Raw genomic sequence first — 21,067 nt, 5'->3', positions numbered from 1 at the left:
TGACCGAAACTCGGATGCTTTTGTCGGTGGGGGTCGTTACGGTCGGTTGAGTGCTGACTCTGCTGCGGTACGGGTTGCGTGTTGCGCCTGGTAGCACTGTTCTGACGATCGGCCTCGCGGTTCTCGGCGCAGTGCTGGGGATGGGCGTCACGCTGCTCACCGGTCAGGTCGTCGGCGCGGTTCCAGGTGTGATCGACGACGCCCCGGGGGCGATGTCGTTCACCCGGTTCTGCTGGCTGCTCGGGGCGCTGCTGACCGTGTTCGTGCTGGAGAGTCTCACGCCCGCGATCCACCGGGTGACGTCGCTGGTCCTGGACGCGGCGCTCGTCCGCGAGATCGGCACCGGCATCACCGAGCCGCTGCTGAGCCCGCGCCGCATCGCCCACCTGGAGGACTCCGAGGTGCTGGACGTGCAGGAGCGGGCGAAGGGCAAGGGTGGCTTCCATCTCGCGCAGGGGATGGCGAATCTGCCCTGGCTGCTGGCCAGCCGGGTCACGCTGATCGGCTCCGGCGTCATCGTCGGCGTGATGTTCTCCTGGTGGGTCGCCGCGGTGCTCGTCGCCATGACTGTCCTGCTGGAGTGGTGGGGCGGCCGCCTGGTCGAGCGTGAGATCGACGTGTGGTGGGGCAACACCGAGGAGCAGCGGCGGGCCAACTACCTGTTCGACCTCGGCATGCGCGACGCGCCCAAGGAGCTGCGCGTCTTCGGTCTGCACACCTGGCTGGTCGAGCGGTACGTGCGCGAATGGACCGCGGGCTTCCGCGCGGTGTGGGAGCGGCGCGGCAACAACGTGAAGTGGTCGATCCTGATGGGCGGCCTGCAGCTGGTCGCGAATGTCGGCGCGATCCTGCTGGTCGGCCGGGCCGCGCTCGACGGCACGCTGCCGCTCACCGAGGTGGCGACGACCGTCCCGGCGATCCTCGCGATCGGGGTGTCGGGCAACGGGTACGGCGTGGTCCAGGTGCGGCGCGGATTGTCGGCGTACCGGGCGATGCGGGAGCTGCCCGCCACGATCGCCGAGCGTCACCCCGAGTCGGCGGCGATCGACAAGCACCGGATCGAGACGATGCCGGCCCGCGAGATCCGCTTCGAGAACGTGAGCTTCCGCTATCCCGGCTCCGAGGTCGACGTGCTGCGCGGGCTCGACCTCACCATCCACGCACACGAAGCGCTCGCGCTCGTCGGCGTCAACGGGGCCGGGAAGTCGACACTGGTGAAGCTGCTCGGGGGAGCGTACCGGCCGACCACGGGCCGGATCATGGTCGACGGCGTGGACCTGGCCGAGCTCGATCTGAGCGCGTGGCAGCGTCGCATCGCGGCGATCGTGCAGGACTTCCTGCGGTTCCCGCTGTCGGTGACGGACAACGTCGTGTTCGGTGCGGTCGAGCGCGCGGACGACGACCTCACGCTCGCCCGGGTCGCCCGCGAGTCGGGGATCGACGACGTCGTGCGTGGCCTGCCGGACGGGTGGGACACGGTGCTCGACAAGACCTTCGACGGTGGCGTCGATCTGTCCGGTGGTGAGTGGCAACGGATCGCGCTGGCCCGCGCGCTGTTCGCCGTACATGCCGGGGCCGGTGTGCTGGTGCTGGACGAGCCTGCGGCCGCGCTCGACGTACGGGCGGAGGCCGAGCTGGTCGAGCGGTATCTCGAGCTGACCTCGGGAGTGGCGTCGCTGATCATCTCCCACCGCTTCTCGGTGGTTCGGAATGCCCACCGCATCTGCGTGCTGGCCGACGGGCGGATCGTCGAGGACGGCACCCACGAACAGCTGCTGGACCGGGGCGGGACCTACGCGGCCATGTTCCGCCTGCAGGCCGAGCGGTACCTGACAGCGCCGGAAGACCCGGAGAGCGAGGCCGTCGATGCGTAGCCTGCGGATCCTCTGGTTGTGGCTGGGCACCTCCTTCCGGGCCGCGCCACTCCTGATGGCGATCTCGACCGTCCTCGTCGCCGCACGCGCGATCACCGCACCGACCCAGACGTACGGCGTCAGCCGACTCGTCGACGGGATCGCGGGAGACGAGTCCAGCACGATCGCGCTCGGCATCGCCATCATCGCCATCGGTCTGGCGGTCTCGTTCGTCGCCGATGTCGTGGGCTGGCCGCTGCAGGACACCGCGCAGGAACGCATGGCCGGTCGGGTGCACGCCGACCTGCTGGACGTGACCACCGGCATTCCCGGCTTGTCGCATCACGAGCGACCCGATGTCTCCGACCGGCTGGAGCTGGTCCGCGAACGCGCGTGGCGAATGGGCGTCGGCGCCGAGGTGCTGCTGTGGGTGTTCGCGACGGTGACCAACACGGCCACCGTGCTCACGCTGCTCGGTTCTGTGCATCCGTTGCTGCTCCTGCTGCCGTTGCTCGGTGCCTCGCGGATCTGGTCGGCGTACCTGAGCAGCACGCGGCAGCAGAAGGCGTGGGAGGACTCGCTGCCGCAGGAGCGCCTGGTCGACCGGCTGATCGAGGTGGCGAAGGATCCACGGACGGGCTTGGAGCTGCGGGTGTTCGGGCTCGGGAAGGTCTTGCTGGACAAGATCTTCTCCTTGCAGACGGAGCGGTTCCGGCGGCGGGTCGAGGCGGCACGCTGGGGTGGCAAGGTGGACGGGTCGGTCCGGCTGGTGTTCGGACTCGCGTACGCCGCGGCCGTCGTCTGGGTGATCGCCCGGGCCCGGAACGGGCAGCAGACCGCGGGCGACGTCGTACTTGTGCTGTTGCTCGCGCCGCAGGTCGATCAGATGACCGGCGGGATCGCGCAGAACGTCTACTGGGTCGGCGAGGTCGTGCGGAGCTTCAGCCGGTACGACTGGCTGCGCGAGTACGCGAAGGAGAACTCGTGGCAGGCCAGTGTCACGCCGGCGCCGACGCGGCTGAGGTCCGGGATCGAGTTGAGGAACGTCGGATTCTCCTACCCTGGTTCGGATTCCGCCGTCCTGAGTGCGATCGATCTGAAGGTGCCCGCGGGGTCCGCGGTCGCGTTGGTGGGGGAGAACGGCGCCGGGAAGACGACGCTGGTGAAGCTGCTCGCGCGGATGTACGACCCGACGACCGGGCGCATCTTGGTCGACGGCGTGGATCTCGCGACGATCGAGCCGGAGGCGTGGCGGTCGCAGTTGTCGGCCGGCTTCCAGGACTTCGTGAAGTTCGAGCTGACGGTCCGGGACGTGGTCGGGATCGGCGACGTCGAGCGGTCGTCCGAGGAGGACGCCGTCCGCGCGGCTGTCGCGCGAGGGGACGCGGAGTCGGTGGTGCGCGGACTGCCGCGCGGGCTGGACACCCAACTGGGCAAGAAGTTCAACGACGGGGTCGAGTTGTCCGGCGGGCAATGGCAGCGGCTCGCGCTGGCCCGGGCCTTCATGCGCGAACGCCCACTGCTGCTCCTCCTCGACGAGCCGACCGCCGCGCTGGACCCCGAGGCCGAGCACCGGCTCTACGAGCAGTACGCCGCGGCCGCCAAGATCGCCGCGGCCGAGACCGGCGGGATCACGGTCCTGGTCTCCCACCGCTTCTCCACCGTCCGGATGGCCGACCTCATCGTCGTCATGCACAACGGCCGCGTCGAGGAGGTCGGCACCCACGAACAACTCCTGACCGCCCCCGGCCGCTACGCCGAGCTCTTCGAACTCCAGGCCCGCGCCTACCGCTGACCGAAGCGGTTGCCTGGCGTTCTTCGATCGTTCAACTGGGGGATCCTGTCGTAGAATGTATTAGTACCTAATGTTTCCTGGTCAGCTTCCGCCCCCTCGAAGGAAACCATGGACTCACCGGTCGCAGTCCGCGCGCGCGGGATCGTGAAGTGCTTCGGCGAAGTCGTCGCGCTCGACGGCATCGATCTGGAGGTCGCGCAGGGACAGATCCACGGTCTGGTCGGACCGAACGGTGCCGGAAAGACGACGCTGCTCGGCCTGCTGCTGGGCCTGGCCGTCGCCGACAGCGGCAGCCTGCGGATCCTCGGTACGCCGGTCGGCCGCGCGCTCGCGGTCCCCGAAGGAGTCGCCGGTTTCGTCGACGGCCCTGGTCTCTACCCGTCACTGACCGCCAAGCAGAATCTCGCCGCGCTGGCCGCCCTCCGCGGCGACGACGCGCGGACGATGGGCATCGACGACGCCCTCGACCAGGTCGGGCTCACCGATGTCGCCGACGACCGGGTGCGTGGCTTCTCCCTCGGCATGCGGCAACGCCTCGGCCTCGCCGCCGCCCTGCTCACCAGGCCCCGGCTGCTTGTCCTCGACGAGCCGTCCAACGGCCTCGACCCGGCCGGCAAGAAACACGTGTACGGCGTCCTCACCCAAATCGCGGCCGATGGCACCGCGGTGGTGATGTCCAGTCACCGGATGGACGACGTCGAGGCGCTGTGCTCCGAGGTCACCATCCTGTCCACCGGACGGGTCGCCTTCTCCGGACCGCTGACCAAGCTGGCCGCCGAGAACGATGAGCTCGACTATCGGGTGCTGACCTCCGACCTGGCGGCGGCCCGTCGGCTGGCCGGTGGGACGGCCGGGATCCGGATCGTCGACGACAGCGGCGTACGGCATGGGACGGAGATGCTCGTCGTGTCGGCAGGTGTGCCCGCGCTGGACGACCTCGTGAAGCAACTCGTGCACGCAGGGATCGCGGTCCGCGAGCTGGCCCCCGTGGTGTCCCCACTCGAAGCCGCCTTCCTGGCGCTCACCGACCAGCCGGAGTCCGACTGATGACCGCGACCGTGAGTGAGACCGCTGCCGAGACCGAAGCTCCGGTGGCCCGCCGTGTCTCGGTGGCGCGCGCGTACCGGTTCGAGCTGGTCAAGCTGCTCTCGCAGTGGCGGGTGCGCCTGCTGATCGTCGCCTGCTGGCTCGCGCCCGCGCTCTTCGTCGCGGTGGTCAGTCAGCAGGCCTCGCTCCCGGTCGACACGCTCTTCGGCCGGTGGATGCACGCCACCGGGTGGGCCGGGCCGCTGGTGATCCTCGGCTTCTCCGGATCGTGGGCGCTCCCGCTGCTGACCTCGCTGATCGCCGGTGACGTGTTCGCGTCCGAGGACCGGCTCGGCACCTGGCGCCACCTCCTGGTCGCGGTCCGGTCGCCGCGCCGGATCTTCGTGTCGAAGGCCGTCGCGAGCCTGAGCATCATCGTGCTGCTGGTGATCGGGCTGGTCTGTTCGAGCACGATCGGCGGACTCGTTGTCATCGGCAACCGATCCCTGATCGGGCTCGACGGCCACCTGCTGTCGGCAGGCGACGCCGCCGGGAAGGTCCTGCTCGCCTGGGCCTGCGGACTCGCCCCGACCCTGGCGCTCGCCGCCATCGGCCTGCTCGGGTCGGTCGCGCTGGGTCGTTCCCCGATGGGACTGCTGCTGCCTGCCGTGGTCGCTTTGGCGATGCAAATCGTTCAGCAGCTCCCGGTCCCCGTCGCCATCCGCTACGCGCTGCCCGGCTACGCGTTCATCAGCTGGAACGGCCTCTTCACCGGCCCGGCCCAACTCGGGCCGCTGCTGATCGGTATCGCGGTCAGTCTGGTGTGGGTCGTCGTCGCAACCGCCCTGGCCTACTTCCTCTTCGTACGGCGTGACTTCACCAACCCGACCCACGACGGGTCGGGGCGCCTCGCGGTCACCGCCGGCCTGCTGCCGCTCGTCGTACTGTTCGGCATCACCGCCGGGGTGCTGGTGCCGGTGACCGGCGTCGGCTCCGGGATCGACCAGGACAAGGTGCAGCGATCGGTCGCCACGTCCTTCGCGCACCTGTACCGCCTGCAGACCAAGCAGCTCAACCGGCCCGACGTCACCGAGGCGCAACTGCAGACCTCGGCCGCCTGCACCAAGGGCGGCGACCAGGTCGCCGCCCAAGGACCGGGCAACGACTGGCGTTGCGTCGTGACCTGGCATCTCCCTGGTGTCGAAGCGGCCGGCTCGGCCATCTACCAACTCGACATCAACCCACTCGGTCGGTACGTCGCCGACGGGGACGGACCGAAAGAAGTGAACGGCTTCTTCCTGGTCCGCACGCCGTCCGGCGACGAACCGAACCCGCTCTGGCAGTTCGACGGCAACATCGAACTGCTTCCGTCCACCCCGAAGGGATAATCCCATGCAGGTAACACGCCGTCGACGGCGTGACGAGAAGGGCCTCGCCGTCCTTCTTCGCCGCCGCATACCACTCGTCACGGCGGGCACGACCGCCGCGGCCGTGGCCCTTGCCGGCACTGCAGTTGCATCAACCCACCAGTTCGGGTTCGACCAGGTCGGTCAGGTCACCGACAAGGGCGAGGTCATCTCCAGCGACCAGTACCTCCAGCCGCTCGGTGATCGCCTCGTCCTCCAGAAGGGCAAGATCATGTCGTCCTCGGTCAGCCCGGACGGCAGCCACCTGGCCGCCTCGGTGACCGACGGCGGGATGGCGCTGGCGATCATCGACCTGAAGAACTGGAAGGTCCAGCAGTACGTCGGCAACAACGCCGCCGCGGACCTGAAGATCCCCGGGAACGACATCGGCCAGGAAGGCCCGACGTACTCGCCCGACGGATCGCAGCTCTGGCTGGGCCAGACCGACGGCTACCGCAAGTTCACCGTGAACCCGGACGGCTCGCTCGCGAACCCGACGTTCGTCACGATCCCCGCCGACGGCGCGAAGCACGCGCTCGTCGGTGAGGCAGTGTTCTCGGCGGACGGCTCCACCGTGTACTCCGCGGTGAACGGCCAGAACCGGGTCGTCGCGATCGACGCCGCGACCGGCACCATCACGCAGAGCTGGGCCGTCGGCAACGCGCCGCGGGACATGCTGATGGTCGGCAACAAGCTCTACGTGAGCAACGAGGGCGGCCGTCCCGCGAAGCCGGGCGACCCCACGATCAACTCGTACGGCACCCAGGTCGTGGCCTCCCAGGTCACCGCGGCCACCACGACCGGTACGGTCAGCGTGATCGACCTGTCGAAGCCGGCCGCCGCGCCCGCGAGCATCGACGTCGGTCTGCACCCGACCGCTCTGTTCGCCAAGAACGGCGCCGTGTTCGTCACCAACACCGCCACCAACAGCGTGTCGGTCATCGACACCCGGCGCGGCAAGGTCACCCAGACCATCGCCACCCAGCCGTGGCCGGAGGCCTCGGTGGGTTACGAGCCCGACGGCGTGACGCTCACCGACGACGGCCACCTGCTGGTGTCGCTCGGCCGGGCCAACGCGGTCGCCGTCTACCGGTACAAGAACCCGCTGGAGCCGGTCAGCTATGTCGGCCTGCTCCCGACGGACTACTTCCCGGCCGAGCTCGCGACCGTCGGCAACGACATCGTGGTGTCCAACACCCGTGGTATCGACGCCCGCCGGGACACCACCGCGGCCGGTCGCGGTACGCACGACACCACGTCGAGCCTGACCAAGTTCAAGCTGCCGGACGACCACGCCATCCGGGCCGACACAGCCAAGGTGTTCGACCAGAACGGCTGGACCAAGGGCTCGGCCCAGGTCGCCACGGACAAGGGCCACCGCGCGCCGGTGCCGGTCCCGGCGAAGCTCGGCGACCCGTCGACGATCAAGCACGTGTTCCTGCTGGTCAAGGAGAACCGGACCTACGACCAGGTGTACGGCGACATCCCGGAGGGCAACGGCGATCCCGCGCTGGCGCAGTACGGCGAGAACGTGACGCCGAACCAGCACGCGATGGCCAAGCAGTTCGGCCTGTACGACAACACCTACGACGTCGGCACGAACTCCGCCGAGGGCCACAACTGGCTCATGCAGGCCGACAACCCCGAGTACACCGAGTCCTCGGCCGGTGAGTACCTGCGCAGCTACGACACCGAGAACGACGCGCTCGGCCACCAGAAGAGCGGCTTCATCTGGACCGGTGCCCAGGCGGCCGGCAAGACCGTCAAGGACTTCGGCGAGTTCCAGTCGCTCGAGGAGAAGCCGGCCGGCGCGACCTGGCAGAACCTGTACTGCGACACCAAGACCATGGCCGCGACCGGGCAGGCCACCGCCTATCCGATCAAGACCGGTTCGGCGATCCCGTCGCTGAACGCGGTGTCGGTGCCCGGCTTCCCGCTCTTCGACACCAGCGTCCCGGACGTGTACAAGACACAGATCTGGAAGCAGGACTTCGAGAAGAACGGGCCGGCGAACTTCAACATGTTCTGGCTCTCCAACGACCACACCGGTGGTCCGGCGAGCGGTCCGGCCCAGGTCGCGGACAACGACCTGGCCACCGGCCAGATCGTCGACGAGATCTCGCACAGCAAGTACTGGAAGGACTCGGCGATCTTCGTCGTCGAGGACGACTCCCAGGCCGGTCTCGACCACCTCGACGGCCACCGGGCACCGATCCAGATCATCAGCCCGTACGCGCAGCACGGCGTCGTCGACAGCCACTACTACACGCAGATCACGATGCTCCGGACGATCGAGCAGATCCTCGGGATCAAGCCGATGAACCAGAAGGACACCGCGGCCACGCCGATGTTCGGCGCGTTCACGGCCAAGCCCGACTACACGCCGTTCACCGTGGTGCCGAACCGGACCTCGCTGACGGCGGGCGTGAACCCACTGCCGGCCTGTGGCGCGGACGTTCCCGCGGCGCAGAACCCGAACGCCGCGCCGGTGCCGAAGGCGACCGTCCCGGCCGGCCAGCAGGCGGTCGCCGCGCAGTGGGCCACCTGGGTCGCCCAGCAGCGGACCACCGGCCCGAACGCGAGGGCCGACTTCGCGAACCCGTCGCAGATGAACCACTTCGACTGGTACCAGGCGCACGACTGGTCCACGCCGTACCCGGGTGAGGCCAAGATCTACGCACCGGCCGACGTGCCGGGTGCGCTCATCCCGTCCGCGGAGAACGACGGATAGTGCACGAGTGACCGACTGACCGCGCCGGGCGTCGCGCCGGATCGAGCAACCCGCCGATCCGGCCGACGTTCCGCGCGGTCGGCTACGGCCCTGACGATGTCCTCCAGGTGCCGCAGAAGTACGCCGATCTGCCCATGCACAAGGAGAAATCGGGCCGGGTCACCCACGCTGAGGGGTGGCTCGGCTGGCTGGCGCCGGACGGAGGAGAGCTGGCAGGCGCCGCGGGCGGGCATTTCACCACCGGCTTCGGCTACGCCCACGAACCCGAGTGGTCGATCCCTGTCGACACAGGCCTCTACGCCGCCGACCTCGCCGAGTTCCCGCGGGACGCGCCGTACGTTCCGGACCGGCTGCGGTAATTCGGTGGCGGGCCACCGGGCCTGGTGGTAATTTCGTCGATCTGTCTTTTCGGGATCGAATCGAACCGGATGGGTCTGCTCCGGGGCGGGACCCTGTTGATCGCCCCCATCCGAAGCTCTCCAGGATTCGAGGCTCACCCCGATGACCGAACCGGAACTCGAGGCCGAACGCGCCTTCCTCAGCACTGCCCGCGCCGCCCTGGGCCGCATGTACCAGGAGGTGGAGACCCGCGACGTCCCGCTGATCGGCGGCGAGGACAACGACGAACGCTTCACCAACGAGGCGAACGAACGCGCCAAGAAGATGCGCACGCAGGCGCTGCTCGACCTGCCCGACGTCCCGCTGTTCTTCGGCCGGCTCGACTACGAGGCCGGCACGATCGAGGACCTCGACCAGATCTACATCGGCCGCCGGCACGTGCACGACGGCAGCGGCGTCCCGCTGGTGATCGACTGGCGGGCGCCTGTGTCGGTGCCGTTCTACCGAGCCACCCACAGCGACCGGCAGCGCGTCCTGATGCGTCGCCGGTACGGCTTCTCCGATCACGCCGAGCTGACCGGGTTCGAGGACGAGCCGATGGTTGGGACCGTCGAGTCCGACCAGGCCGACGCCTTCCTGCGCGCCGAGATCGAGCGGCCGCGCACCGGCCCGATGCGCGACATCGTCGCGACCATCCAGCCGGAGCAGGACGACCTGGTCCGGGCGCCGCTGCACCCGAGCGTGTGCGTCCAGGGTGCGCCCGGCACGGGCAAGACCGCTGTCGGCCTGCACCGCGTGGCGTACCTGCTCTACACCGAGCGGGAGCGGCTGAGCCGCGGCGGTGTCGTGATCGTCGGGCCGAACCGCTCGTTCCTCTCCTACATCCGCAAGGTCCTGCCCGCGCTGGGCGAGGTCGACGTACGGCAGATCATCATCGAGGAACTGATCAGCCGGCCCGCCGCGGCCACGGACGAGCCGGAGTCCGCGCGGGTCAAGGGTGACGCCCGGATGGCCGCTGTCCTGCGCCGGGCGTTGTGGTCGTACGTCGGTACGCCGACCGACGGAATCCTGTACAGCAAGGGATCCCGGCGCTATCGCGTGCACGACTACGAGGTGGTCGACATCGTCGCCGACCTGCGGGAGTCGACCCGGTACGACCCCGGCCGGAACGCGCTCGCGCAGCGGATCGCGCATGTCGTCCTGGTCCGGATGGAGCAGCGCGCCGAGTCGCCGGACGACCGCGTGCAGAACGCGGTGGCTCGCTCGAAGCCGGTGAAGGACCTGATCAACGCGGTGTGGCCGCGCGTCGCACCCGAGCAGGTGCTGCACCGGCTGTGGTCCGACGCCGGCTTCCTGGCTCAGGCCGCGGGCGACGAGTTGACGGCGGACGAGCGTACGGCGTTGCTGTGGTCGAAGCCGGCCCGGTCGTGGAAGTCGGCGAAGTGGTCGTTCGCCGACACCGTGCTGCTCGACGAGCTCGAGGACCTGATCGAACGCCGTACCGGCTCACTCGGCCACCTGGTGCTGGACGAGGCGCAGGACCTGTCGGCCATGCAGCTTCGCGCACTGGGACGGCGGTGCCGCACCGGCTCGGCCACCGTCCTCGGCGACCTCGCCCAGGCGACGACACCGTGGGCCGCCGGATCCTGGGACCGAGTGCTCGGCCACTTGGAGAAGTCGGATGCCGTCGTGGCGGAGCTCGACCGGGGCTTCCGCGTCCCGGCGCAGATCATCGACTTCGCGGCGAAGCTGCTGCCGCAGATCGCACCCACCCTCGGTATCCCGAGCGGTGTCCGGACGCTTGCCGACGCGCTGGCCATCGCCGAGACCGACGAGCCCTCCTTCGCCCGCGAGGTCGTCGCGGCGTGCGAGGCCGCCCTGGCCGGCGAGGGGTCGGTCGCCCTGATCGCCGCCGACGAGCAGATCTCCCGCCTCCGCGACACCCTCGCCGCCGCCGGCCTGGCGCCCGCACTCCTCGGGGAGACCGAGGAGGAGATGGACACCACCCGGCTGGTCTGCGTCCCCGCCACCCTGGCGAAGGGCCTGGAGTTCGACGCGGTCATCGTCGCCGAACCAGCCAAGATCGTCGCCGCCGAACCCCGCGGCCTGCACCGCCTCTACGTCATCCTCACCCGAGCCGTCAGCCGCCTCCACATCATCCACACCCAGCCCCTGCCCGTCGCCCTGACCTAGGCCATGTCTGGCAATTCCCCGCCTACTGCGCGGCACTCGGCACGGCACCTCGCCGCACTGGTGCAAAGGCCACGATGCTCCGCATCGAGACCTTCGCCCCAGCGCGCCGATGCACCGCGCCGAGCACCTGCTCGCTACGGCGCGGAATTACCAGACATGACCTAGCCGAAGCGTCTCCGCCACTGACCGGGGGAGGTGCCGTGGCGGCGGCGGAAGGCGGTGGCGAAGGCGAATTCGTTGCCGTAGCCAACGTTCCGGGCGATGACGGACAGCGGCGCGGTGGTGCGGGTGAGGGCGTCCTCGGCGCGGCTGATGCGCAGCGTGGTGAGGTAGCGGCCGGGGGACTGGCCGACCAGCTCCTTGAACTTCGCGGCGAACGACGCCCGGGACATGCCGGCGAGCCGCGCCATCGCATCGAGGGTCCAGTCGCGGGCTGGGTCCTCATGCAGGTTCTCGAGGACCCGACCCAGCTCGGGATGGGACAGCGCTCGATACCAGCCGGGCGCGTCTTCGCCGGACCGCTTCCACCAGGAGCTCAGCGTGTAGATGAGGTTGAGATCCAGCAGCCGGTCGAGGATCGCCTGCTGACCGGGCACATCACGTCCCACCTCCGCGGCGAGCAGATCGATGGCCGCGGCGTGGGACGGGTCTTGGTCCGCAGCCGGGACGACCACGAGAGACGGCAGGCCGCTGAGGAGTGAGGCCGCGACGCTGCCGTCCAGTACGCACGCCCCGCACAGCAGCACCGACGCGGTGCCGGGGGAGTCGTCCGATCCTTGCTGCCTGGCCTCGTCGATCGGGATCGCAGTGGTGCCGGGCCGGCTCGCGACGACGTACGGCGTACCGGCGGTGGCGAGGACGACGTCACGGGCCTGAAGCTCGACCGGTTCGTGGCCTTCTCGCTCGAGCAGGCCGCGGCCCTCGAGGAGGAGGTGGGCCGTGAGCGGCCGGAGTCCTTCGAACCGCACGCCCCACGGGTCCACGCGGCGGAGGATGGAGAAGACCGCACCCTGCGCGCGAGCCCGGGCGAGCTCGTCGCTCAAGATATCCATCCTTGGACGATAGCGAAGGAAACCGAGCAGGTCACGCATTGTCCGTCTTCGAGACGGTTCCTAGCGTGAAGGGTATGACTCACCTACTTCTCGGCGGGACCGGCAAGGTCGGCCGCCGGCTCGCTCAGCTCCTCTCTGCCGAGCCCTTCTCTGCCCAGCCAACGCGTCCCGTCGGCCGGCATACCGACCCCGCCTTCGACTGGAACGACGAATCCACCTGGCCGGACGCGTTGGACGGCGTGACCAGCCTCTTCATCGTCGGTCCGGGGTCGGCCACGGACTGGAGTCCCCGGCTGACGCGGCTCCTGGAACGCGGGGCGGGCGTCGAGCACGCCGTACTGCTGTCGGCCCGTGGTGTGGAGTTCCTCCCGGACGGCGCCGTCGGGCGAGCCGAGCGCGCTCTCCAGGACGGCCCGATCCGGTGGACGATCCTGCGTCCCACCCACTTCGCCCAGAACTTCACCGAGGCGATGTTCGTGCCCGTCGACGGTCGCATCGTCGCCCCGGTCGGCACCGGCGCAGAGCCCTTCGTCGACGTGAACGACGTCGCCGCCGTCGCCGCCGAGGTGATGACGAAGCGCGAGTACGACGGACGCATCCTGGCACTGTCCGGACCGGAGGCGCTGACCTTCGACGAGGCCGCCGCCGAGCTCGGGCGCGCGACCGGCGCGAGGATCCGGTTCGAGGACGAGAGCTCCAGTGATCACGTAGGACGGCTTCGTGCGGCCGGCACTCCGGAGATGTACATCGAGTGGCGGATGGCGATGCTCAACGGGATCCGGTCCGGTGCGGACGCGTATGTCTCGACCGGCGTGGAAGACGTGCTGCGTCGCCCAGCCACAAGCTTCGCGGACTGGGCGGCAGCGGTCTGACGTCAGGCGGTGGCCACGGCAGTGCTCCGAAGTCCGGCGCGCAGTGGGATGCACATGGGTTTGCCACTGACGGGGTGTGGCACAACCTTGGACTCGACGCCGAACACGTCGCGGATGATGTCGCAGGTGAACACGTCCTCCGGCGTGCCCTGGGTGACGAGGCTGCCGGATTTCATGACGAAGACGTGGTCGGCGTACTCGGCGGCCATGTTGAAGTCGTGCAGCACCATCGCGACGGTCTTGCCCTGCTCCTGGTTCAGCTGGTGCAGCAGGTCCAGGACCTCGAGCTGGTAGGCGACATCCAGGTACGTCGTGGGCTCGTCGAGCAGGATCAGGTCGGTGCCCTGGGCCAGGCACAACGCGATCCACACCCGCTGGCGCTGGCCACCGGACAGTTGGTCCACGTGCTGATGCCGCAACTCCGCCGTGCTGGTGACCGCCATCGCCCACTCCACCGCCTCCTTGTCGGCCGCGCTCGGCACCTTCAACGAGGTCCGGTGCGGGTGGCGGCCGAACCAGACCAGGTCCTCGACCGAGATCGACTCCGGCGTGACCAGGACCTGCGGCAGGATCGCCAACAGCCGGGCGACCTCCTTGGTCGGGGTGTCCTGGATCGACTTGCCGTCCAGGACCACGCTGCCCTTCGCGGGGGGCAGCAGCCGGGCCAGGGCGCGCAGCGCGGTGCTCTTGCCCGAGCCGTTGGGGCCGATCAGCACGCTGACCTTGCCGTCGGGGATGGTCAGGGTCAGGTCGTGCGCGATGACCTTCTGGTCATAGGCGAGTTGGACGCCTTGTGCCTGCAAACGCATGGCAGGTCTCCTACTTTCCGGTCTTCACGAGCAGGTACAGGAAGTACGGTCCCCCGACCACAGCGGTCACCAAGCCGGCCGGAATCTCCAACGGCGGCGCCAGACCCCGACCGATCATGTCCGCGAACAACATCAACAAGACGCCGAACAACGCGGCCGAGGGCAGTGACGCGAGATGGCGTCCGCCGAAGACCCGGCGAGCCATGTGCGGCGCGATCAACCCGATGAACCCGATCGTGCCGGAGACGGCCACCGCCGCCGAGGCGAGCGCGACGGCGAACAGCAGCAGGGTCCGGCGCGTCTTCTCGACCGGCTCACCGAGGCCGGCCGCGAGGTCGTCGCCGAGGCCGAGGACGTCGAGCTTGCGCGCCCAGATCACGATCAGCGGCACCAGCACGAGCACCCACGGCAGGATCTCGAACATCGACGCCATCGATCGGCCGAACAAGCTTCCGGTCAGCCAGATCAGCGCCGCACTCACATCCAGCGGGTTGCGCACCAGCAGGAACCGGATGCCGGCCTCGAAGGCCGCACTGACCGCGATACCCACCAGCGCGATCCGCACCGGAGTCGCACCCCGCCGGTAGGCGAGCAGATAGACGAGGGCCGCCGCCGCGAGACCACCGACGAACGCCGCCGGGACGACAGCGATCACCGGTACGCCGGGAATCGCCAGCAGGAGCAGCATCCCGGCGAACCCGGCGCCCTTGGTCACGCCGACCACGTCGGGTGCCGCGAGCGGGTTCCGGATCACGCCCTGCATCACACCACCGGACACGGCGAGCGCGATGCCGACCAGCCAGGCGAGCAGCACCCGGGGCAACTGGAAGTCGACCACGATCTGGGCCGCCTGGTTCGCGGTGTTGCCGACCAGGGCGTCGAAGACATCACCCATCGACACCTCGGTGGCACCGACGCTGAGACTGTAGAAGCTCAGTACGACGGCCAGCACTCCGAGCGATCCCATCAGGACCGCGGGATGCCGCTTGGCCAGCGATGTATGCCGCACCTGCTGCGCAACGATGGTCGTCACGAGGTCACCTTCTGTCGGCGGGCCAGGTACACGAAGATCGGGGCGCCGATGAGGGCGGTCACGACGCCGGCCGGGACTTCGAAGGGTGGTTTGACGAAGCGGGACAGGATGTCGGCGTACAGCACGAGGACGCCACCGCCGAGCGTGCACAGGGGGAGCAGTGCGGTGTAGCTGGAGCCGACCAGCCGGCGCAGGATGTGCGGCACGATCAGGCCGATGAACGCGACCGGCCCGGCCACGGACACGGCCGCACCGCACAGCACGATGACCAAGGCCGAGCCCATCATCCGCGTCCGTTCGACGTTCTGGCCGAGCCCGCGGGCCATGTCGTCGCCGAGGGCAAGCAAGTTGAGCGGCCGTGCCATCGCGAACGCGCCGGCCAGACCGAGAACCAGCCAGGGCAGCAGGTCGCGGATGTCATGCCAGCCGGCGAAGTTCACCCCGCCGACCAGCCAGAACAACACGCTGTCGGCTGAGTTCTCGTCGAAGATGATCAGCACCTGGGTCAGCGAGATCAGCAGACTGCTCGCAGTCACACCGGCCAAGGCGAGACGCACGGGGCTCGTTCGTCCACGACCCGAGCCCGCCAGCATCATCACCGCGATACCCGCCGTGGCCGCTCCGCCGAACGCGAGCAGGATGGTCGGCGCACCGGACAGCGACGGCACGACGGTGACCGCGAGTACGACGACGAAGACAGCGCCGGCGTTGACACCCATGATCTCCGGCGCTGCCAGCGGGTTGGCGGCGACCGCCTGCATCAGGGCGCCGGCCACCGCCAGGGCGGCGCCGACGCACAGCGCCAGCACCACCCGTGGCAGCCGGATGGACTGCAGGATCAGCTCGTCCGAATCGTCTGCCTTGAAGATCGCTCCCGGCAGCCGCGAGAGCGAGATGTGCTGACTGCCGACGGACAGACTCCAGGCGACACCGGCTACCAGCACGACCAGCAGTACCAGCGTGACCCAGGTGACCCGCTGCTTGTCGGTGACGATCTTCGGACGCTTGTGCGCGGCGTCCTCAGTAGGTTTGGGCAGAGTGCCCGTCGACGGTGTCATGTCACTTCCCGTAGAGGTCTTTGACGGCTTCGGCGGCGACCAGTTCGGAGGCCAGTAGGCCGCGTGACCTGGACCAGATGTTCTGGTCGACCTTGTAGGTCGTGCCGTTCTGGACGGCCGGAATCTGCTTCCACAGCGGGCTCTTGGTCCAGGTGTCGGCGAGGGTGTCGCCGGTCTGGCCGGCGATGAACATCACGTCGGGCTTGGTCGAGACCACCGTCTCCAGAGTGAGTGCGACCGTGGCGTCACCGGTGTCGTCGGACAGGGGCGAGTGGATTCCGAGGAGCGCCAGTACGCCCGGTGTGTAGGCCTTCGGCGGGAACGCGGTGAACTCCTTGTCCGACGACACCGCGAACAGGGCCTTGCGGGTGTCACCGGAGTCGACCTTGCCCTTGAGATCCTTGAGGATCTGCTCGTGCTCGGCCAGCCGGGTCTTCATCTGGTCGCACTTGTTCAGCGCGATCGCGGTGGACATCTCGCTGTCCAGCACCTGCTGGTAGTTACCGTTGAGACTCGCGTAGGCCACGGTCGGCGCGATCTTCGACAGCTGGGCGTAGATCGCCTTGTGCCGGCCGCTGTCGGCCAGGATCAGGTCCGGCTTGAGGGCGGTGATCACCTGGATGTTCGGTGTCGCGCGGAGACCGACCGACTTGTAGTCGCCGACCTTGTCGCGCAGACCGGGGATGATCCGCTCCGGCTTGTCGTCGTCCGCGACGCCGACCGGCGACATCCCGACCGACACCAGCGCGTCGACGAACGAGAACTCCAGCGCCACCACGCGCTGTGGGTCGCCGGTGATCGTGGTGGTGCCCAGGTCGTGCTTGATCGTGCGGGTGGGCTTGCCGCACTGCTCGAGATTGATGTCCGAGCTGACGCCTTGCGCGGCCGCGGCGCGGTCGGCGTTCGGCGCCGCTCCGGTCGAGGTGGTGCTGGACGCGGCGCCGCAGCCGGACAGACCGGCCGCTGCGACGGTCAGGGCGAGGACGGCGATCGGTGGCCTCGGCAAGTGACGGAACATGGCATTCTCCTGGTGGGTCAAAGTCGTTGGCTGGGGATGGAGCGGCCGGCGCGCAGGAGTCCGGCGAAGAAGTCGCGGACGACGGGGAGGACCAGCGAGCCGCGGTGGGCGACACCGGGGACCAGCTCGAACCGTACGTCGATGCCCTGGGCAACGAAGTCGCGTTCGAGGGTCCGGAGCCGCTCGATCCGGGTGCCGCCGGTCCTCTCGGCGCCGTCCATCCAGTTGGACTCGCCGGGGTTGTCGATCTCCCAGGTGTCGATGTCGTTGCCGCCGACCACCATCAGGACCGGGACCCGGCGGAGCGCGTCCAGGTCGATGGCCCGGCCGAACCGCTGCTCGAAGTCCGCCGTACCGAGCCACCAGGGGACGCTGTCGTCGAGCTGGGTGATGCGGCCGGGCGCGCCGATCGACACCGCGGCCAGGCGCTCGGGGTGGAGGTAGAGGAACCGGTGGGCGAACTGGCCGCCGCCGGAGAACCCGTGCAGGTAGAACCGCTCCGGGTCGACGGGGTACCGCTCACTGACCTCGTCGACGATCGCGAGCAGCGCCTGGTCGTAGCGGATCCCGCGGTACTCGATGAACTTGAAGTTGTGCAGGTCCTCGGGGTCGATGATCCCGGCCGGGAACAACGGCGCGAGGACGACGACCTGGTGCTCGTCGGCGAAGTCGGCCATGTGGTCGCGGTAGAGCGAGGCGTTGCGCTCGGTGCCGTGCTGCATGACGAGCAGCGGCGCCTGGTCGGTGCGCAGGTCGTCCGGGACGTAGAGGCAGTAGCCGAGCCGCTGGTCGTACTGCGAGGCGAAGATCGGCGTCTTGCCCCGGGTGTAGTGGGCCCACGTCGGTCGGGTGGTCACGGGTGGCTCTCCTCCTGGTAGAGGTTGAACGGCACCAGTTCGTACTGGTTCTGGCAGGGGGACCCGGCGGCCACGTAGTACTCGCCGGTGGTGAGGTCGACGCAGCTCGAGAGGGTGGTCGACCACTGCTCGACCTCGGGCAGCCGCTCGTCGGGGTGCGCGCAGAGCGAGTCCGGGTGTCCGAGGTGATCGGACATCGCGGTGTGGATGGCGGACCGCACGTCGGCGGACTTCTCGGCGTACGCCGCCTTCGCGAGACCGCTGCGGGCCCGCGGTACCCGGACCAGCGAGTCGGGGGACATCAGTCGCTCGGCCGGTGGGGTGTAGGCCTGGTAGTGGTTGCCGTGGACAAGGAGTCCGTGGTCGCCGTACTCCCAGCCGTGGCCGGCGGGGGTGGTCTCGATGTCGATCGAGAAGCCGTCCCGGTGGGTGAGGAGGGCGTTGCTCGGGATGTGGGCCTTGGTCCAGGTGAGGATCTTGATCGCGTCCACAACGTTGGGTGTGTCGAGGACCGCGCGGCGGATGACGGTCTGGGGCATGCCGACGGAGTCGTCGTACCGTCCGCCCAGGCCGTTGGCGTTCAGGGCGAGACCGGCGGAGTTCGCGCCGTGCCGGCCGATCTGACCGGCCTCGACCTGCATGATCAAGGTCGGCTTGGGTGGCTGGACGATGCGCAGGATGACCACGGTGCCGCGGATCGCGTGCCGCCAGTCCCAGTTCTGGCCGGCGTACACGTGGCCGTCACCGGCGGCACGGTCGATCAGGGAGAACGACGTACAGCCGTCGGGGGCCGCCGGGAACCAGTTGTCGTAGATGATCTCGCCGCGGCAGTTGAGCGCGACGATCTCCGGCAGCGAGACGCCGGCGCCGTCCGCGACGCCCTGCATCTCCTCGAGGAGATCGGGGAAGTCGCGCTCGACGAGTTGCTGCCAGGGCCGGGTGCGCTCGAGCACCTGGTCCCAGGCCAGTCCGGTCTGGTGGGCGAATCCGGTGCGGTAGTACGCGATCGCCTGAGTGATCAGATCGGCGGCCGCGCTGCCGTACTGACGGCCGCGCTCGGCCGGCGACGGGCTGACGATCTCGATGACGCGGGGACTCGGCACAGGGGACTCCTTGGTGAGGTGCCGTTGATTAAAAGGGGAACATTGACGCAATACTGTAACGGCTATTACGGTCCTGTCCAGACCTTGCGGCGAACAGCCCAGGAATCCAGTGAGGAGCCGGCATCGGATGACCACTCGACCGCCCAGCAACCAGCCAGTCGACCTGATCCTGTACGGGGGAGTCGTCTGGACCGGTGATCCCGAGCACCCCGAGGCCACGGCGGTCGCGGTCGCCGGTGACCGCATCGCCAGAGTCGGGACCGACGCCGAGGTGCTGGCGCTGATCACGCCGCGAACCCAGTTGGTCGACCTGGCCGGGCGGATGGTGTGCCCGGGGTTCAACGACGCGCACACGCACTTCGAGAACGCGGTCGACTGGTACTTCCAGGTCGCGCTCACCGATGTGAACGACCAGGCCACGCTCTTCGAGCGGGTGGCAGCTACCGCGGCGCGCCTGGGTCCCGGACTCTGGATCACCGGGGGAGACCTGGGCGACTTCGCCTCCACGCGGGAGGAGTCACCCGGGTTGCTCGAGCCCGACCTCGCCGCGATCGACGCGCTGACTCCGGACAACCCGTTGCTCATCCGGCGGGCCGATCACGCGTACTTCGCCAACTCCAAGGCGCTCGAGGTCGCCAAGATCGATCGCGACACCCCGGATCTCCGCGGCGGCAGGTTCGGTCGGGATCACGAGGGAGCGCTCTCCGGGATGCTCTACGGACGGGCCGGCGAGTTCGTCCAGCGCCTGGTCAGCCCGATGTCGCTGGAGCAGAAGCTGGTGGGTGCGCGTGGCGTGATGGCGCAGCTGAACGCGGTCGGGATCACCTCGATCCACGACATCGCCCGGCTGCCCGCGGTCACGGAGGAGACGATCCCGCCGGTCTTTCTCGAGCGCAGCTTCTCCAACGCGGAGATCTTCCAGCGCCTCGCGGACCGCGGCGAACTCTCCGTCCGGGTCTACGCGTTCCTCCCACTCGACACGTTCGATCGGCTTGCCGGACACGGGATCACGCCCAAGACCGGTGACGACTGGCTGCGCTTCGGTGCCTTGAAGATCTTCATCGACAGCGGTGCGATGCTCCCGCCGTTCGATCCGGCCGACGCCCCCGGGACCGGGCTGACCGACGGCTGGTCGTACCGCTTCGTCGGGGAAGAGCGCCTCCGCGAACTGGTCCTCGCCGGAGACGCGGCCGGCTTCGACATCGGCGTACACGTCACTGGGGACCGCGGTGCTCGCATTGCGATCGACGCCTTCGAGTACGCCGCCCGACTGAACGGCCCGCGCGACCGCCGGCACCGCCTGATCCACGCCTGGCACCTGGCCGCCGAAGACTTCGCCCGAGCCGGCCAGCTGAACCTGGTCGCCGACGTAACCTCCGACCAGCTCCTCCTCTACTCCAACGGTCTCGACAAGGCCCTAGGCCCCGATCGAGCCGCCAACGCCTTCGCCTGGCGCCGCCTCATCGACAGCAACGTCACCCTCAACCTCGTCTCCGACTTCCCCGGCGCCTTCAACAAATCCCACGTCGCCGAGATCAACCCCCTCCGCAACATGTACGCCGCCATAACCCGCCAGGCGTCGGCCGATGCCGCCCCCTTCCACTCCACCCAAGCCATCACCCTCGACGAGGCCCTCCGCGCCTACACCACCAACCCCGCCCACGCCTCCCACGAGGAAGACCTCAAAGGCACCCTCACCCCCGGCAAACTAGCCGACCTGGTAGTCCTCACCGAAAACCTCCACACCCCCGACCCCGAGATCCTCCTCCGAGCCCAAGTAGCCCAGACCTACCTCGCCGGCCAACTCGTCCACACCACCGAACCCTGACCCCCGCCCACCCGCGGCGCCTCCCGGCCAGCCGCGGACCCCACCGGTCACTGCCCACCTCGGGCGACCACCCCGCAATCACCCCCCACCCCGG

General features: G+C 69.1%; 16 protein-coding genes. 9 read left to right on the top strand and 7 right to left on the bottom strand.

What is annotated here, in order from left to right; genetic code table 11:
* The first annotated feature begins 50 nt into the window (after positions 1 to 50).
* The 7 genes from ACZ6O0_RS04380 to ACZ6O0_RS04350 all read left to right on the top strand — a co-directional run bounded on the left by ACZ6O0_RS04380 (position 51) and on the right by ACZ6O0_RS04350 (position 11,343).
* Entirely contained in the window at positions 51 to 1,874 is a 1,824-nt protein-coding gene (locus ACZ6O0_RS04380) for an ABC transporter ATP-binding protein (RefSeq protein WP_465763384.1), read from the top strand.
* Entirely contained in the window at positions 1,867 to 3,648 is a 1,782-nt protein-coding gene (locus ACZ6O0_RS04375) for an ABC transporter ATP-binding protein (RefSeq protein WP_465763383.1), read from the top strand. The genes ACZ6O0_RS04380 and ACZ6O0_RS04375 overlap by 8 nt, the downstream gene beginning before the upstream one ends.
* Before the next feature lie 108 nt (positions 3,649 to 3,756).
* Positions 3,757 to 4,695 (top strand): ABC transporter ATP-binding protein, encoded by a 939-nt coding sequence (locus tag ACZ6O0_RS04370; protein WP_465763382.1) that lies wholly within the window; start codon positions 3,757 to 3,759, stop codon positions 4,693 to 4,695.
* A complete protein-coding gene (locus ACZ6O0_RS04365) occupies positions 4,695 to 6,062 on the top strand; it encodes an ABC transporter permease (RefSeq protein WP_465763381.1) in 1,368 nt (455 codons plus the stop codon). Before ACZ6O0_RS04370 ends, ACZ6O0_RS04365 begins: the two co-directional genes overlap by 1 nt.
* Before the next feature lie 4 nt (positions 6,063 to 6,066).
* Positions 6,067 to 8,811, top strand: a complete 2,745-nt coding sequence (locus ACZ6O0_RS04360) for a bifunctional YncE family protein/alkaline phosphatase family protein (protein WP_465763380.1) — start codon at positions 6,067 to 6,069, stop codon at positions 8,809 to 8,811.
* A 107-nt stretch (positions 8,812 to 8,918) separates the two neighbouring features.
* Positions 8,919 to 9,170, top strand: a complete 252-nt coding sequence (locus tag ACZ6O0_RS04355; protein WP_465763379.1) for a hypothetical protein — start codon at positions 8,919 to 8,921, stop codon at positions 9,168 to 9,170.
* Between the two features lie 142 nt (positions 9,171 to 9,312).
* Positions 9,313 to 11,343: a HelD family protein gene (locus ACZ6O0_RS04350; protein WP_465763378.1), complete on the top strand. Its 2,031-nt coding sequence runs from the start codon at positions 9,313 to 9,315 to the stop codon at positions 11,341 to 11,343.
* Positions 11,344 to 11,504: 161 nt separating this feature from the next.
* Here ACZ6O0_RS04350 and ACZ6O0_RS04345 read toward each other — a convergent pair whose 3' ends face one another.
* A complete protein-coding gene (locus tag ACZ6O0_RS04345) occupies positions 11,505 to 12,395 on the bottom strand; it encodes an AraC family transcriptional regulator (RefSeq protein ID WP_465763377.1) in 891 nt (296 codons plus the stop codon).
* 74 nt (positions 12,396 to 12,469) lie between these two features.
* Between ACZ6O0_RS04345 and ACZ6O0_RS04340 the strand changes: the two genes are divergently transcribed.
* Complete coding sequence (locus tag ACZ6O0_RS04340) at positions 12,470 to 13,267, top strand: Rossmann-fold NAD(P)-binding domain-containing protein (RefSeq protein ID WP_465763376.1); 798 nt, start codon at positions 12,470 to 12,472, stop codon at positions 13,265 to 13,267.
* A gap of 2 nt (positions 13,268 to 13,269) precedes the next feature.
* On the opposite strand, the gene ACZ6O0_RS04335 is transcribed toward ACZ6O0_RS04340, so the two are convergent.
* From ACZ6O0_RS04335 to ACZ6O0_RS04310, 6 genes are read right to left on the bottom strand one after another with little or no spacing between them, the layout of a single operon-like run.
* On the bottom strand, positions 13,270 to 14,076 hold the full coding sequence (locus ACZ6O0_RS04335; RefSeq protein ID WP_465763375.1) for an ABC transporter ATP-binding protein: 807 nt from the start codon (positions 14,074 to 14,076) through the stop codon (positions 13,270 to 13,272).
* A gap of 10 nt (positions 14,077 to 14,086) precedes the next feature.
* A complete protein-coding gene (locus ACZ6O0_RS04330; RefSeq protein ID WP_465763374.1) occupies positions 14,087 to 15,109 on the bottom strand; it encodes a FecCD family ABC transporter permease in 1,023 nt (340 codons plus the stop codon).
* The gene (locus tag ACZ6O0_RS04325) at positions 15,106 to 16,167 is read right to left on the bottom strand and encodes a FecCD family ABC transporter permease (protein ID WP_465763373.1); all 1,062 of its coding nucleotides are present in this window, start codon (positions 16,165 to 16,167) and stop codon (positions 15,106 to 15,108) included. The genes ACZ6O0_RS04330 and ACZ6O0_RS04325 overlap by 4 nt, the downstream gene beginning before the upstream one ends.
* A 1-nt stretch (position 16,168) precedes the next feature.
* Complete coding sequence (locus tag ACZ6O0_RS04320) at positions 16,169 to 17,185, bottom strand: ABC transporter substrate-binding protein (protein ID WP_465763372.1); 1,017 nt, start codon at positions 17,183 to 17,185, stop codon at positions 16,169 to 16,171.
* A gap of 17 nt (positions 17,186 to 17,202) precedes the next feature.
* Positions 17,203 to 18,042, bottom strand: coding sequence for an alpha/beta hydrolase (locus ACZ6O0_RS04315; RefSeq protein WP_465763371.1), 840 nt, complete (start codon positions 18,040 to 18,042; stop codon positions 17,203 to 17,205).
* Positions 18,039 to 19,145 carry a C45 family autoproteolytic acyltransferase/hydolase gene (locus ACZ6O0_RS04310; RefSeq protein ID WP_465763370.1) on the bottom strand — a complete coding sequence of 369 codons (1,107 nt, stop codon included), beginning with the start codon at positions 19,143 to 19,145 and terminating at the stop codon, positions 18,039 to 18,041. Before ACZ6O0_RS04310 ends, ACZ6O0_RS04315 begins: the two co-directional genes overlap by 4 nt.
* A gap of 127 nt (positions 19,146 to 19,272) precedes the next feature.
* Here ACZ6O0_RS04310 and ACZ6O0_RS04305 point away from each other — a divergent pair, with 127 nt between their 5' ends.
* Positions 19,273 to 20,973, top strand: a complete 1,701-nt coding sequence (locus ACZ6O0_RS04305) for an amidohydrolase (protein ID WP_465763369.1) — start codon at positions 19,273 to 19,275, stop codon at positions 20,971 to 20,973.
* Positions 20,974 to 21,067 lie beyond the last annotated feature (94 nt).

The sequence above is a fragment of the Kribbella sp. NPDC048837 genome, from assembly GCF_055586945.1.
This window is presented reverse-complemented; position numbering and strand designations above follow the sequence as displayed.

What these genes read in the sequence shown, in the direction of transcription:
- ACZ6O0_RS04350 (WP_465763378.1), top strand. Translation starts at nt 9,313, where the DNA reads ATGACCGAACCGGAACTCGAGGCCGAACGCGCCTTCCTCAGCACTGCC.
- ACZ6O0_RS04320 (WP_465763372.1), bottom strand. Translation starts at nt 17,185, where the DNA reads ATGTTCCGTCACTTGCCGAGGCCACCGATCGCCGTCCTCGCCCTGACC.
- ACZ6O0_RS04335 (WP_465763375.1), bottom strand. Translation starts at nt 14,076, where the DNA reads ATGCGTTTGCAGGCACAAGGCGTCCAACTCGCCTATGACCAGAAGGTC.
- ACZ6O0_RS04365 (WP_465763381.1), top strand. Translation starts at nt 4,695, where the DNA reads ATGACCGCGACCGTGAGTGAGACCGCTGCCGAGACCGAAGCTCCGGTG.
- ACZ6O0_RS04325 (WP_465763373.1), bottom strand. Translation starts at nt 16,167, where the DNA reads ATGACACCGTCGACGGGCACTCTGCCCAAACCTACTGAGGACGCCGCG.
- ACZ6O0_RS04340 (WP_465763376.1), top strand. Translation starts at nt 12,470, where the DNA reads ATGACTCACCTACTTCTCGGCGGGACCGGCAAGGTCGGCCGCCGGCTC.
- ACZ6O0_RS04305 (WP_465763369.1), top strand. Translation starts at nt 19,273, where the DNA reads ATGACCACTCGACCGCCCAGCAACCAGCCAGTCGACCTGATCCTGTAC.
- ACZ6O0_RS04360 (WP_465763380.1), top strand. Translation starts at nt 6,067, where the DNA reads ATGCAGGTAACACGCCGTCGACGGCGTGACGAGAAGGGCCTCGCCGTC.
- ACZ6O0_RS04375 (WP_465763383.1), top strand. Translation starts at nt 1,867, where the DNA reads ATGCGTAGCCTGCGGATCCTCTGGTTGTGGCTGGGCACCTCCTTCCGG.
- ACZ6O0_RS04370 (WP_465763382.1), top strand. Translation starts at nt 3,757, where the DNA reads ATGGACTCACCGGTCGCAGTCCGCGCGCGCGGGATCGTGAAGTGCTTC.
- ACZ6O0_RS04345 (WP_465763377.1), bottom strand. Translation starts at nt 12,395, where the DNA reads ATGGATATCTTGAGCGACGAGCTCGCCCGGGCTCGCGCGCAGGGTGCG.